The sequence below is a fragment of the Chitinophaga sp. RAB17 genome (assembly GCF_052114225.1).
Classification (GTDB): domain Bacteria; phylum Bacteroidota; class Bacteroidia; order Chitinophagales; family Chitinophagaceae; genus Chitinophaga.
The window spans coordinates 223,154-238,275 of record NZ_JBFREI010000009.1 but is presented as its reverse complement, the minus strand read 5'-3'; the positions used below and the strand labels follow the sequence as shown (position 1 = coordinate 238,275).

General features: G+C 45.0%; 8 protein-coding genes. 3 read left to right on the top strand and 5 right to left on the bottom strand.

Features of this window, described 5'->3' with window-relative positions; translation table 11 throughout:
• Positions 1-129: 129 nt before the first annotated feature.
• Entirely contained in the window at positions 130-639 is a 510-nt protein-coding gene (locus tag AB4Z08_RS26415; RefSeq protein ID WP_441576783.1) for a VOC family protein, read from the top strand.
• A gap of 57 nt (positions 640-696) precedes the next feature.
• Here AB4Z08_RS26415 and AB4Z08_RS26410 read toward each other — a convergent pair whose 3' ends face one another.
• Entirely contained in the window at positions 697-2,142 is a 1,446-nt protein-coding gene (locus AB4Z08_RS26410; RefSeq protein WP_441576782.1) for a TlpA family protein disulfide reductase, read from the bottom strand.
• A 307-nt stretch (positions 2,143-2,449) separates the two neighbouring features.
• On the opposite strand from AB4Z08_RS26410, the gene AB4Z08_RS26405 reads away from it, so the two are divergent.
• Positions 2,450-4,033, top strand: a complete 1,584-nt coding sequence (locus tag AB4Z08_RS26405; protein WP_441576781.1) for a Na+/H+ antiporter — start codon at positions 2,450-2,452, stop codon at positions 4,031-4,033.
• A gap of 98 nt (positions 4,034-4,131) precedes the next feature.
• Here AB4Z08_RS26405 and AB4Z08_RS26400 read toward each other — a convergent pair whose 3' ends face one another.
• From AB4Z08_RS26400 to AB4Z08_RS26385, 4 genes are read right to left on the bottom strand one after another with little or no spacing between them, the layout of a single operon-like run.
• Positions 4,132-5,100 carry a DUF4973 domain-containing protein gene (locus AB4Z08_RS26400; protein WP_441576780.1) on the bottom strand — a complete coding sequence of 323 codons (969 nt, stop codon included), beginning with the start codon at positions 5,098-5,100 and terminating at the stop codon, positions 4,132-4,134.
• A 57-nt stretch (positions 5,101-5,157) separates the two neighbouring features.
• Entirely contained in the window at positions 5,158-7,137 is a 1,980-nt protein-coding gene (locus AB4Z08_RS26395; RefSeq protein ID WP_441576779.1) for a RagB/SusD family nutrient uptake outer membrane protein, read from the bottom strand.
• Between the two features lie 29 nt (positions 7,138-7,166).
• A complete protein-coding gene (locus AB4Z08_RS26390) occupies positions 7,167-10,235 on the bottom strand; it encodes a SusC/RagA family TonB-linked outer membrane protein (RefSeq protein ID WP_441576778.1) in 3,069 nt (1,022 codons plus the stop codon).
• A 16-nt stretch (positions 10,236-10,251) separates the two neighbouring features.
• Positions 10,252-11,571 carry an IPT/TIG domain-containing protein gene (locus tag AB4Z08_RS26385; protein ID WP_441576777.1) on the bottom strand — a complete coding sequence of 440 codons (1,320 nt, stop codon included), beginning with the start codon at positions 11,569-11,571 and terminating at the stop codon, positions 10,252-10,254.
• A gap of 397 nt (positions 11,572-11,968) precedes the next feature.
• Here AB4Z08_RS26385 and AB4Z08_RS26380 point away from each other — a divergent pair, with 397 nt between their 5' ends.
• On the top strand, positions 11,969-15,103 hold the full coding sequence (locus AB4Z08_RS26380) for a ligand-binding sensor domain-containing protein (RefSeq protein WP_441576776.1): 3,135 nt from the start codon (positions 11,969-11,971) through the stop codon (positions 15,101-15,103).
• Positions 15,104-15,122: the final 19 nt, after the last annotated feature.

Below are 15,122 nucleotides of genomic sequence, written 5' to 3'. Positions count from 1 at the left end.
TCGGCAGGGGAACTGAAATCAGTTTGCAGCTGAAAGTCGCAAATACCCCACATATTGCCGTGAATGCCCTTGCATAAACAACACATCTGGTTTAACTTTGTTTAGCCACAAACCTAATCGCAAATAAATATGAGCAGTATCAACAACTCCATCACCGGACTTGAACTCGCACAAATTGGCTGGGTGGTCCCCGACATTCACGCCGCTGTGAAATTCCTTTCGAACGCTCTTGGCGTTGCTGGCTTTCCTGAGCCGGAACATTTCCGTGCACAGGATCTGGGTATGACCTATCATGGCAAGGTGGTAGCAGGTGAATGGCTGACCACTCAGACTTATAACGGTAGCACCTTCATCGAACTCATTCAACCACTCTCCGGTCAAAGTATGTTTCATGACTACCTTACTCAATACCCCGCAGGTGGCACACAGCACCTTGCCTTCCGTTTGCCGGTAAGCGATTTCGAACGGGTCACCGCCGAGCTGCGCGAACAAGGCTATGCGGTCATCAGCGAAGTGGATCACCCCATTGCGCGGATGGCTTTCTTCGATCCTTACCAAACACTGGGCGTTGCCACCGAGATTATGGGTATCACTCCTGAAGGATGGAGCGCCATCAAAGAAATGGAGAAAACGCGGTGATGCGTTAAGTAAACATCGTGCAGTATACCAACCAGGAAGCTGAGGAGTGGGCAGCTATTAATTGGCCAACAGGTTGATTTCCCGTTCTAATTTCTCTGCTTCTGAAGGCCTGGAAGCATTCGCTGTTTTTACTTTCCCTTTACTATCTATAAGTAGGTAGGTAGGAAAACCACTTATATTAAAATTCCCCATCAGTAATTTGCTATTATCATCATTAAGAAAATAATTTTCCCCCGCCAGCTTCTTTTGCTGAAGTAGTTTTATCCAGTTCTTCTCTGATGACTGTAAACAAAGGTTCACAAAAACCACATCTTTGCCAGCGAATTGCTGATGTAATAAAGGGGCGAATTCCATCTCCTTGAGACAGGGCACACACCAGGTAGCATATACGTCAAGGTAGATGATCTTGCCCGGATATTTTTTTGATAGAAAATTCAAAATGTCAACATCCGATATAGACAACACCTTCGCATTGTCCATATACAGCATGTTCGAAACAACGGTTTTCTGCACCTTAACATTCCTGGCTCTATCTGCAGAGCGTTCAAGATAGTGGTAGAAAACAGGATCTGTAAAATAATCCCTCAGCGACGATATGTCATCCTGTAAAGCGGGCATCTTATTAATATAGGAAGAAAGATAGCTGAACAACATATAATCGCGGCTGATGCCCGATGGCTCCTTTAAAAGAAGTTTCGCCCCTGATAGCATGGCCTCTCTGTCACGTCCGGATTGCTTTGCTTCTTTTATGGAGATATCTGTTTCTATCTTCCAGCCCATATAGTATGCCAGATGATATGGATACATCATTGATACAAAGTTGGCATCATTCGCATATTCAAAAAAAGGATCGCTGAACAACGCGATTCTTTCTGCTCTTGTAGAAGCTGAATCGCTGCCTGCATCCACGTAATCAGCTATCCAATTGGATATGCCATACTTAATGTCTCTTTTAAAAAAATCAATGACGATGGAGTCTGTTTCATGTATGCTTGTATATTCCTTCAGAAATGTCAGGTAACGTTCGTAATCCTTTTTCACCATCTCAAGCATCCCGGGCGTGGACAATGAATAATCATATTTAAGATAAGGCAGCTTACTCAATGAATAATGGAGCAGATTTAACCGGGTGCTTATCCCGGCATGATCTCCGGATATATGTAACCATTCAAAGTTTGGCTGGTCCAGCAAAGCGGCGTCGATTTGAAGATGCACAGTGTCTCCGGGCACAACATACAGATTGATAAACGTATTATTATAGGCAATAGTCATGTTTTGGGTAAAAAGCATATGCTCCTCCACTGAAAATTCCATCAGGCTGTCTACCGTGGCACTCTTGCGATTTTTATCAAAGGGATTCAAAAAGTTGATGCCAAAAACTTTTGGCGTTGTTGCGCTGGCATGGATGATCTTGCCGGTGATCACTACCCGCCTGGCGCTTATTTGGGCAACGGCATTACTCAGTGTAATGGTAAGAAAGAAAATGATCGCACTTCGTTTCATATCTTCATATTGTGTTAACGGCCGACAGATCCGCGATGATGTTGTTGATCGGCTTCCAAAAAATCACTTTACCGGAAATATAAGCAGCATTCATTCAATAATGCAAAATGGTGAATCGCTCCAATCACCAGATCAGGCGCAGGATCTGTATGGATATGTAGTGTAGCCGGTTATGTTTTACCATTACCGGAATTTTGAACTTTTCATGCTATTGCATTCAAAATTCTTTGCTTTGCATGTAGGAATACTTACAATAAACTCAAAATTCAAAAAATTGACTTTATTTTAGTAGCCTTATGATTTACATATGCATCAACAACTACCCCTTCTTCTGGCCCTGGTAGCCGCTATCGTTTTGATTGAGATGCTGGCTACCAGGTTAAGGGTCGCCTATCCTGTGTTGCTGGTGATAGCCGGACTGTTGGTTAGTTTTATACCCGGGCTTCCAAGAGTGCAGATCGACCCCAACATGATCTTTTTTATTTTCCTGCCACCACTGCTGTCTGATGCAGCCTGGAGCGTTTCCTTTAAGGAAATGAAAAAATGGTGGCGCATGATCGGCAGCTTTGCCTTCCTGGTAGTGCTCTTCTCAGCATTTGCCGTTGCCTTGCTGGCCAACCAGCTTATCCCGGGATTTACACTTGCACTTGGCCTCCTGCTCGGCAGCATTGTATCCCCTCCTGATGCAGTGAGTACGGGGGCGATCATGAAATTTGTAAAAATCCCCAGAATAACGGCAGCTATACTGGAAGGCGAAAGCCTCCTCAATGATGCCTCCTCACTGATCATTTTCAGGTTTGCACTGGTCGCTGTAGGTACCGGGCAGTTCATTTTTCACGAAGCACTGGTTGATTTTTCCTGGATGATACTGGGAGGAGTAGGCCTTGGGTTGATATTTGGGTGGCTCTTCATGCAGGTACATAAATACCTGCCTACAGACGCTCCTTCAGACATTGTCTTTTCACTCATCGAGCCCTACTTCCTTTACTGGATCGCCGAGCAGGTACATGGTTCCGGCGTATTGGCGGTAGTGACAGGATGCCTTTTCCTGGCCAACCGGCGTTTCTCGTTTCTATCAAGTTCCAGCCGGGTAAGGGGCCAGAGTTTTTGGGAGGCACTGATCTTTATACTGAATGGTGTTGTGTTTATGTTGATAGGCTTGGAACTGCCGGAAGTGGTGGCGGGACTTCGTGCCGATGGAACCCCATTGAGCGAAGCAATTTATTACGGTCTTTTGGCAACTGCCGTGCTCATCATGGCAAGGATCATCAGTTACTACGCCGCCATGCTGGCCACACGTATATTCAGACCGGGTGTGGCGCTGAACATCATAAACAACAACCGGCGCCGGGCATTAACCCTGCCACTGCTCATGGGCTGGACCGGCATGCGGGGCGTGGTTTCCCTGGCCGCCGCATTGGCCATACCAATGACACTGCATGGCGCCCCATTTCCCCACAGGAGCCTTATTCTGTTCATCACTTTCATCGTCATCCTGCTTACCCTGCTGATCCAGGGACTCACCCTACCCTATTTTATAAGGCGCTCCAATATCAATAGTCACTTCATCGAAGAGCCGACAGACGAACTTAAAGCGAGGATAAAGCGGCTTATGGTGATTGAAACAGTAAGACTGCTCAGAGAAAAACATGAGAAAGGTCAGCTCACAGACAACAAGCTGCAACGCATGATCGAACAATGGGAACATAAAATCAAGGAACCGGAAAACCTGGGATTAAGTGAAGCATCAAAACAGCACTACCTGGAATTGCTGGAAGATCAAAGAAAGTTCCTTATCGGGATAAACAAGGAGCCGGAATGGCCAGATGAAATCATCCACTGGCTGATCTTCCAGATCGACCTGGAAGAAGAGCGTATCAAGCTTTTATAGAGATGGAAAATGATCTCCTTCTTTACTACTAAAAATAAAAAACCTGCAGTATCAAATACCGCAGGTTTTCTATTACATAGGTGTTTTTATTTTGTCTCTTAATCCCCGATCTGCACCAGCTGGTCTTCTTCAGGGATCAGTATATTCTTTACCCTCTCCAGAATCATCGACCCTTTAAACCGGTACTTTAAGGGATAAGCAGGATTGGTAATATCGTCATACCAGTACTCCAGGTATACGGTTGTATAGGTTTTCTCAAGGTAAGGCTGCACTTCATCCATTCTTTTACTGACAGTATAGGTACCCTTCTGCTGTGAAAAGTTGATGGCCGGATTATCGGAAGTTAATGTTACCGTGCTATCCTTGTTAAATGTTGCTTTGACCTTATACATTGCCCTGTCCATCGCCTCTTCTTCTGTTACACCAGCAAAAAAGAAAATACTGTTTTCACGAACAACCCATGCATTCCTGGAAGGTACCGTCAATGCCGTCTGGCTATTCTCATCTCTTGTTCTGTCCCAAACCGCACCGGCAACAGAGTATTTGCCGGAATAGTTATTGAATGGCACTACACTGATCAGCGCTTTTTTATAATGTTTCAACCGGGAGGGTTCATACCTGGAGGTACTAATAATCTGTACAGGCAGAATATATTTATTTACCAGGTCTATCCCTTCCAGTTTTAAATTGAGTTTCAGATAACCAGTGTTGGCACCTTTGGGAATTGTTGCGGTAAGTGATTCAAAACTGTAAAAGTCGGCAGGGAGCTCTTTAAAATACAGGTCCTGCCGGAGACGAAACCTGTCGAAGTTTAAATTGTCAAGCGTATCTTTATCCAATGCAATGGTAACCTGTACATCATCATCATTGGTAGTAGAACCGCTTAATACGAGGGGTACCTTCAGCGGAATATTTCCTCCCTCCTCTTTGTACTTCACGGATACCTGTACCACGCCATTTTTAGCAAATGCTACATATTTCGTAAATAGCTCCTCTTCCCATTCTTTGTTACATGCACTGGCAATAGAAAGTAAAAATAGGCCTGTGAGATAATATATTTTTTTCATCAGTTTTTTATTTTGTCAGAGACGATAATTGTAACCCTTAACAACCATATGGCTGTTCTAGTCGAACATGGTCCATCCGGGGTTTTGAGTCAGCTTTCTGTTCTTTCTCAGTTCACTGTGTGAGATAGGCCATAAATACATTTTCTTCACAAAGATGGTAGGCAGAGATGGGATCACCACCGGGATATAAAACAGGTCCCGCTGACTTTCGGTCATATTCATATTACACCCCATTACCAGTGTGGATTCTTCTACGGGGGCATCTTTCCATCGTCTCAGATCAAAATAGCGATGTCCTTCTGCAAACAATTCAATTTCCCTTTCTCTTTTCAAAGCTTTTCTCAGCCTTTCTTTTGAAGCGTACACGTTGTTGTCGAAGTCGGGCACTCCTCCCCTGATACGCACCTGGCTGAGGTATTTGCTTATTTCGGTAACATTCCTTCCTACGGCAATATTCCCGGTACCCTGGTAGTTGGGGATACTATAGATGCCATTCAATTCATTCATGGCCTCTGCATATATCAACAATACTTCCGCGTACCTGATGGCCGGCTCCACTTTAGGTACTATAAATCCTCCTTCCATAAAAGAATCGAAAGGGTTGTAGTATTTTTTGATCCCTATACCTGTTCTGATATGAAATGCAGGAGATGATGGCTGTTTGCCATCCGGGTAACCGCGGTAATAAAACACCTGCTTATACCTGTCTTCCACCCTTGTGGCGCTGGTATTTTCCCACATACTTCCGTTATAGGCTACAGATGCGTAGAAGCGGGGCTCTCTGTTGGCATATTGCAGAGAAACATTTGGAGGTAAAGGCCGGTGTTCTTCCTTATTGCCTGTAAAGCCAGTTACCCGTGGATTTACAGGGATGTTGGTTCCATCACTCATATAATAGGCATCCGCATGTTTCTGCGTGATGCCATGGGTATTCCATCCTTTCAGAGAGAAAGGCATCTGGTGCAGTACCATCATATCTATCCCTTCTGAGCCCTGTTCTGTAACGCGGGAAAAGATGATCTCCGGATTAGCCGTATAGCCTAAAGCGCCGTTAAACAGCTGGCTGTAAGATTGAAAAGGATCTATATCCTTCCATCCCAGCGGGAAGCTGCTATTGGAATAGAGCGGGTGATAGGGCGGACTGATTGTTTTAGGCTGTGTGGCGCTTTGATCATCCGCATTGAATGGTGCAGTAAATATTTTATAAACGTTCAGGTCAATCACATCTTTTGCAGCAGCAGCAGCCTTTGCCCATTTTGTATCGTCATATGTCTGCGAAATGAGCGGCCGGCCGGTATTATCCACCAGGTCAGACATCTCCGCATTCCCATTGAAGAGCGGACTCGCGCTGAACAGGTATACTTTTGCACGTGCAGCCAGTGCAGCTCCTTTTGTTGGTCTGGCTGCATCTCTATTGGTACGCTGCAGCGGGAGATCTTTTGCTGCTGTTGCCAACTCCCGGGTAATGAATTCCACACATTCATCATAGGTATTTCTTGGCTGGGCCAGGTTTTCATACTCCGTAGTATAGTCGATTCCGTTATCAGCAACGATCGGTACAGGACCATATTTTCTTAACAGCAACCAATAATAGTAGGCCCTGAGAAAACGGGCCTGCGCTTTCTTCTCTGCTATCTCCTCTGTGGTCATCTCCCGGTTTTTATCAATATTGTGTATGAAAACAGAAGCCTTGCGGATCCCTTCGTAGCAGGACGACCAGGACGACTGATCCCAGGTTTCATCGTATTCTCCGTTTTTATATTTGCGGTATTTATCATCCCTGTCACCAAAGAACATATCGTCAGATATAAAATTGAAAGGTGTAAATCCTTTGCTGGCAACTTCCGCATTTTCATTGCGCAGGTGCGTATATGTACTCGCCAGCCATTGATCCGAATAATCTCTTCTTACAAAAATGGTATCTGTATTCTGACGGTCTTTAAAAAAATGATCCATATCCAGATACTTCTTACAGGAGCCCAGTAGTAGTATGCCTGCAAGCGCGCAAAAAAACGGCATCATTACGTTTTTCTTCATAACATTTAATGGATTAAATTGGCTGTTGGTTAAAAATTGATGGTAAGCCCGCCGGTAACTGTTTTTGAAGGAGGATAGCTCATTCCGTCTCCGCTGGCCAGTTCCGGATCCCAGAGATTCAGGTGATCCCAAACCATGAGATTTTGCCCCATGATATAAAACCTGGCGTTTTTGATATGTGCCCATCTCGTAATCGTTTGAGGTAACGTATAGCCCAGTTCCATATTCTTTAACCGCAGGTATGCCCCATTGCGTAACCAATAGGAAGACGCACGATAGTTATTGGCATTGCCGCCATAGCTAAGTCTCGGATATTTTGCATTCGGATTTTCTGTGGCAGGATCGCCGGAGATCTCCTTTGAGATCCATCTGTTGCCCGGTGCCGCCACATCAGAAAGAATATTCCCCCAGCTGCCTTCCACAAAAGGATACACGCTGGGACCGGTAATGAAGTAGGATGATTTCCCCGCACCCTGGAAATGAACATTAAAATCTATTCCATGCCATCTTGCCGACATGCCGATGCCGTAAATCAGGCAGGGAACGCGGGATGCGCCGATCGGAACAACGTCGTTATCATCGATAATACCATCCCCGTTCACATCTTTATATTTGATATCACCGGGCTGGTAAGCACCGAAAGTTTGCCGGGGACTATTCCTTATTTCCTCATAATCCTTAAATAGTCCTTCTGCTATCAGGCCCCTTGCCTGATTGAAACGAAATCCCTGTGTCATCTTGTACTTCAGATTATTGGCTTCTTCGTCAAAGGCAATCACCTTATTTTTAAAATAGGTAATATTTCCCCGCAGGGTAATATCCACGGCTTTGATTTTCCGATTCATATTAAACTGTGCATCAAAGCCCTGATTTTCCATGATGCCCACATTCGCCCACGGCTGGCTGACAACACCCACCATGGCAGGCAAATGCGACCGCTGCTTGTAAATATTCTCCCTTCTTTCCCTGAACAGGTCTACCGTTATGGAAAACAAATCCTTCCACATACTCATTTCAAAACCCAGATCCTGCTTGCGGGCAATCTCCCAGGTAAGCTGCTCCGAAGAAACGTTTTTGTAATACAGGCCCGGATAAATATTGGGACTGATACTTTCGCCAAAGTTGTAAGTGCCTCCGGATTCAACGGTGCTGAGATAAGCAAAGCGGTTATTGCCAAAATTATCATTCCCCACTTCTCCGTAGGAATAGCGAACCTTGAGCAGGTCCAGCCAATGGACATTATCCCGGATGAACTTTTCTTCCGATATATTCCAGGCAGCGGAAACAGCGGGAAAGAAACCAAACTGGTGACCGGGTTTAAAATTCTCAGAACCGGTGTAACCGAAATTGAACTCAGCGAGATAACGGTTATCATACCCGTACATCAAACGGCCGGATACAGACTGATTCCTGCGGGGAATACCGGTGATGATATCCGACCCGAGGTCCACGGTTTGCCGTTGCTCCCGCTGGAAATATTTGGCCAACGCTTCGATCCTGTGCAGCTTACCCAGTGACCGGCCATACCTGAGTTCCAATTCATAAACAGATATCCGCTCGCCACCGGAAGTCGACTCCTGGAACATCAGCGCTTCAGGGGAAATGCGGTGCATGATCAGGTTGCCGTTACGGTCACGCCTTTTCTCCACGTTATATTGCTCCGGCCATTTTTTCCTGAAGATCCTGTTATCATTATTGGCATCAAAGGCAAGCCTGCCGGTAATTTTCAGCCCGGTGGTGATAAAATCAAGGTTCTGATCTATCACAAAATTGGTTTCCGCTTTGTTCCTCCAGTATTCACGGTAACCGGTCTGCGTGGCAAGCACCCAGGGATTGGTTTTATTACCTGTTCCATAAGACGGAACCAGCCCGTTGGAATACATTTTCGGGATGGATACGGGCGACTGCCCTACCAAAGAATACCAGATATCATCCTTGAGGCCCGGGTAGTTCTTTTTTTCCAGGAAGCCAGCCACCCCTATCCGGAACAAAGTGGTTTTGGTAATATCCAGATCCAGGTTAATCCTGTAATTCCACCGGGAGAGTTTGGCGTTTGTTTTATATTCTTTCAGAGAAGCATCTGACTTGTACATACCGCCTTCTTCCACGTAGCTCCCGGAAACAAAGAACCTGGCAATAGTGGCACCGCCATTGATGTTCAGCGCAGCTCTGTTGTTGTTGGCACCTGTCTTCAGCATTTCATCCTGCCAGTTCACGTTGGGATACAGGTCCGGGTCCAGTCCGAGGCGGAGTATTTCCAGTTCATTGGGTGTGTAAATCGGTTCCTGGTTCCTGGTTATTTTGGCTTCATTTACCAGGGCGGCATATTCATTTCCATCAACAAATGAGGGTGTACGGGTACGGGTGTTATAGGTATGTTCTACTTTTCCGTCGATATTTACTTTACCTGTCTTCCCCTTTTTGGTAGTAACCAGTATGACCCCATTTGCGCCTCTTGATCCATATATAGCGGTGGCGGAAGCATCTTTCAATACGGAGAACGATTCTATGTCCTCAATATTTATTTCATTAAAGGGGCGTTCAAAACCATCTACCAGCACCATCGCGGCACTGTTTGCACCGAAAGTGGAGATGCCTCTTATCCAGAATTCTGATTGGTTGCTGCCCGGCTCACCCGATCCCTGCATGGCGATGACGCCGGCCACGTTACCCGCTAATGCATTGGTGATATTGGCGGTGGGCGTTCGCAGATCTTTAGGGTTTACTGTTGTGATGGCACCGGTGACGGTGACTTTCTTTTGCGGCCCCACGGCAGTTATTACTACCTGTTCCAGCGCACTGGTATTAGCCGGTTGCATGGTTACATTCACCACGCGGTTATCACGTACTGTAATTTCCCTGGTCGCAAAACCCACAAACGAAAACATCAATGTATGATAAGGTTCTACCTTAATTTTATATTTCCCATGCTGATCCGTCATGGTTCCCAGCCCTACCTTGTCTTTCACCACAACACTGGCGCCTGCCAGAGGCAGGTGATTGGTATCGCTTACGATACCGGTAACTTCAACGGTTTGCTGTGAAAAGGCGGTGATAGAAATAGCGATGAAGATCAGGGATAAGTAAAAAATTCTCATTATAAAGACAATTAGTTTATTCAACGGAGATTGTTCTGATCCTGTGGTTGCCCTGGTCTGCCACATAAAAGGTGCCGGCAGACTCGTCGTAAACGATACCGCGCGGCAGGTTAAACTGGGCTTTGCGCAGCGGACCGTCTGCATATCCTGCTTCACGGGGCCGACCTGCAAAAGTGCTCACCACACCTTCGGGAGTTATTTTCCGGATACAATGATTCTTGGCGTCCACGAGGTAAAAATTATTATTTTTATCAAAGGTGCCCTGTTGCGGATGATCTAACCGCGCATCGGCTCCCACGCCATCACGGTAGTCGTGCTGGCCTCTTCCACCCACAAAGTGTACGGGTGCATCCAGTATACCGCTTTCCCTGTTGTACTTTGTTCTGAGGATATAGCTTTGGTTTACCACAACGATATAAGCGAAATCTCCGCTGGGTGCAAACTGGATATTAAACTCCCAATTCACATCATCTACGCGGTACATAAAGCGGGAAGACCTGTTGGTGCGGTCCCATTTAAACATCTCTCCTTTTGCATAGGAGTTGAAAAAGAAATCACCTGTTATCGGATTGGCATCCCCACCATTTGTAGTTCTGGAAAAAATCAGTGAGTTCCATTTTGTAAAACCCGAGGCAGGCGTAAGCACTGCCGTGCTAATACCACGTTCGTCCCACTGATCATTGGTAACATAGAGCGTATCAAAAGTGGGGTTAAATGCCAGTGTTCGCGGCCTGTCGAGCCCATTCCCTGTTCTGAACAAAGTTTTCACCGCCGTACGGGCAGAGTCGATAAATCTCAGGCCGCGGTATTCTTCCAGCAAATAAAGATTTTTATGCTGGTCAAACGTAAGCCAGTAAGGTTCTTCAAACTGTGCTTTTTTAATATCGCCATCTACGATAGCGGTCTTGCCATCTTTGTCTGTAAAGCCAGCCAGCGTGCCTACTACCGGGTTAAAAACATACCTGAAATTGGTCTTTGATAAAGCCTCTTTCATGCTGGTACCGGCTCCCACCTGCACCTTTACGGCTCCCTCTCCGGCTTGTGAAGGCACCAAAGCAAAAATGGCATTATTCTCCACTCCGACCACYGGAGCAGGTACATCATTAATAAATACTTTTACGATACCGGCTTCACTACCAAAGTTGCTGCCGTAAATAATCATCTGCGATCCTACTCCTCCGCTGTCGGGAGTAAATCTCTCCAGGATAACAGCCCTGGATGGATCAAATTTCACCACCGTATCAGGCGATTTGTTTTTGGAACAGGCAGCCAAAAGCAGACTGCCAAGCACGGCAAAGGGAAGGCTTCGGTGAAGCGTTTTCAGGATTTTTTTCATAACGGGTGGCGATGTTAAAAACTCAAAGCATATGTAGTCTTTGATACTTTACATTCATTTTTTTGACGTTGATAAAATGGAATATCGAAGTAGTCTGCAGGACGAAAGCCAATGCAGCTACAGTAACATAGTATATCCTGCGCTATAGGTATTCAACCATTACTGGTTAATTAAAAGTAAATTTACACTGTACCGGAGAACACGTACTTCCATTTTGAATCAAAAAAGATCTAATTTGTATCATTCTTGAGCGATAGTTTCTCCCTATATTGTACGGGGCATCAAATAAATAAATTCCTGATAGCAAGTGATAAAAACCGGACATCCCTGATACTGATCAGTCCTGTAGCTAATGATAAATAGCCGGTAGCGCATTTTTTAGTAAAACAACCGTTTAATGAATTTCTATTCTGTACTCAGGTGCATTATCTATACGGTAATGATATTTCCCCTGCCAGGGAAAAGCAGCGCACAACCAATATACTTCAGGCATTATGAAGTGGAGAACGGCCTGTCCAACAATTCGGTGATCACCTCACTGCAGGACAAAGACGGATTTATGTGGTTCGGTACACCAGACGGATTAAACAGGTTCGATGGTTACAACTTCAGAATTTTCAGGATCGGGGACGATAAACCAAATTCCCTGAACAACAATCCTATTTTTCATCTGTACCAGGATTGTAAAGGAACCTTGTGGGTAGCCACATTAAAGGGACTGTATTATTTAAACACGAAAGACGGCTGCTTCATCAGGCTGCCACACACAAAAGGACAGCTCGTCCGCGTAATACATGGCGATGCGCATAACAATATCTGGTTTGTGGAAGGTGCCCTTTTATACAAATACAATACGGATACCAAACGAACAGACACCTACCAGCAGCCATCCCTGCAAAACATCACCACACTTTATAAGTCCGAAGACGGCGCCATGTGGCTGGGTTGTGCAAATGGTATGTTGGCAAAATATGACAGCAGTAATAACAATTTTATCTACTACCCCTCCGATAAAATGGTGAGAACAGCCAATACTATTGAAACCATTTGTGAAGACAAGGAAAACGACTGCTTACTGATCGGTACTTCACAAACAGGGCTACTGAAATTTGACCTCCGCCGACAACAGTGGACAACCGTAACACTACCAGCCGCCAAACACCAGCAACTATTTATCAGAAGTCTGCTGAAAGTCAGCAACAGGGAATACTGGATAGGTACAGAATCCGGCCTATACATACTGAACACCCATACAAATGATATACAGCACATTTATAAAATCCCGCATGATCAATATTCCTTAACCGATAACGCCATTTATTCAATGTGCAAAGACAGGGAAGGTGGCATCTGGCTGGGCACCTTTTTCGGAGGTATCAATTATTACGCACATCACCCTATCGCCTTCGAAAAATTCTTCCCTACATCTGCCGGCACTTCCATAGAAGGAAATGTGGTGCGGGAAATCGTTCAGGATAAATACGGGAAAATATGGATCGGCTCAGAAGATAAAGGAATCGCCGCGTTTGACCCGGATAAAAAAACGTTTATTAATTACAACAACGAAAACAAGCGCGCAGCAGATTTGCCCAATAACATCCACGGACTTCTCGCCGATAACGATCACCTCTATATCGGCACATTTAAAGACGGGTTGTATGTTTTTGATCTGAAGACCAACAAAGTCAAACAGCATTATGCTGCCTTCACCAACAACGGGCTAAACAGCAATTATATCAATATCCTTTATAAAACCACCGCCGGAGACATACTGGTATGCACTTCCAACGGCATCTATAATTTTGATAAATCAACCGGGCAATTTCATTACCTGCAGGACCTGATGCCCGATGAATTTTATTCTGCCATTACCCAGGACAGCAAAGGACGTATCTGGCTGGGCACACATGCCAACGGTATTTTTTATATAGACCCTGGACAGAGCGCCAAAAAGCTTTCCATGCAGTTAAACAACACCTACCCTTTCGACAACACCAAGATCCTGAATTTCCAGGAAGATGACCGCCACCACCTATGGGTGTGCACTGAATCCGGCCTTTTCGACTTCGACCCGGCCAACGATACTGCCAGGGTTTACAACACTGCCTCCGGTATGCCCAGCAATATTGTGTACTGCACCGTTCCGGACAATCATAACAATATCTGGGCATCCACATCAAAAGGGTTGGCATATATAGAACGGAAATCCGGACAGATAAAAACCTTTAAGCAAAGCGATGGCCTGTTAAGCGATCAGTTCAATCACCGCTCTTCATTTAAGGACCCCGAAGGAAATATTTACTTTGGCTGCCTGAAAGGACTTATCAGGTTCAATCCGGACAACTATACCACTACCCGCTATACGCCGCCCATTTATATTACCCGGTTACAGGTTTTCAATAAAGATGTTACCATTAATTCCCGTCATCTCTTTTCCGACTACCTGTTCCGGCAGGGAAATAAGATCCTGCTACCATATAACAACTCTACCTTCAGCCTCGATTTTGTAGCGCTCAGTTATACCGCACCTGAAAATATCAGGTACGCCTATACGCTGGAAGGTATTGATAAGGGCTGGAATTATGTAGACAAGAACAAAATCATGCATTTTTATAACCTGTCGCCGGGAAACTATACCATTAAAATAAAGTCCACCAACAGCAGTAGCTTATGGATATCCAATGAAACGTCCTTTATGCTTGAAATAACGCCGCCATTCTGGAAAACCAGTCTGGCTTATCTTTTCTATACGCTGCTCCTCCTTGCTATCGCATATTTTGTTACTAAATATTATCATAACCGTTACAAGGAAAAACAACTTCGGCTGATGGAAATCTTCACGCTGAATAAAGAAAAGGAGCTGTATCAATCCAAGATCGACTTTTTCACAAAAGTAGCGCATGAGATAAAAACACCGCTTACATTAATCAAGATACCGATGAGTAAGATCCTCAAAAATGTAGCAGCTATCCCGGAAATGAAACACGAGGTAATGGTGATGAATAAAAATACGGACAGGTTGCTTACATTAACCAGTCAGTTACTGGATTTCAGGATGATGGAATCGGGCCATTACTCATTACATTTAGCCGCCAGGAATATCGTACCCATCATCGAAGAAGTGTATAACAATTTTCAACCCGCCATCAATCCTAAAAGAGTGACTTACCAGATGGAAACCGACACACCGGTAATCATCTGCAATATCGATGACGATGGGTTAATCAAGATTGTAAGTAACCTGATAGATAATGCCATCAAGTATAGCCGCTCCAAAGTTATATTAACCATTGCATCATCGGAGGAGCAGGCCAACATCCGTATCACAAATGACGGCAGCATTATACCCATAGAAGAAAGAGCCAGCATCTTTGAGCCATTTCACAGATCAGGTAATACCGCTGCTACCGGAACAGGCATAGGGCTATCTCTCGCCAAATCCATTACCCTGCTTCACCAGGGCAGCCTGGAATATACTACAGACGGGGAATATAATATTTTCACATTGACGCTGCCATTACTAAAAACATAAACACAATGACAACGAGCGG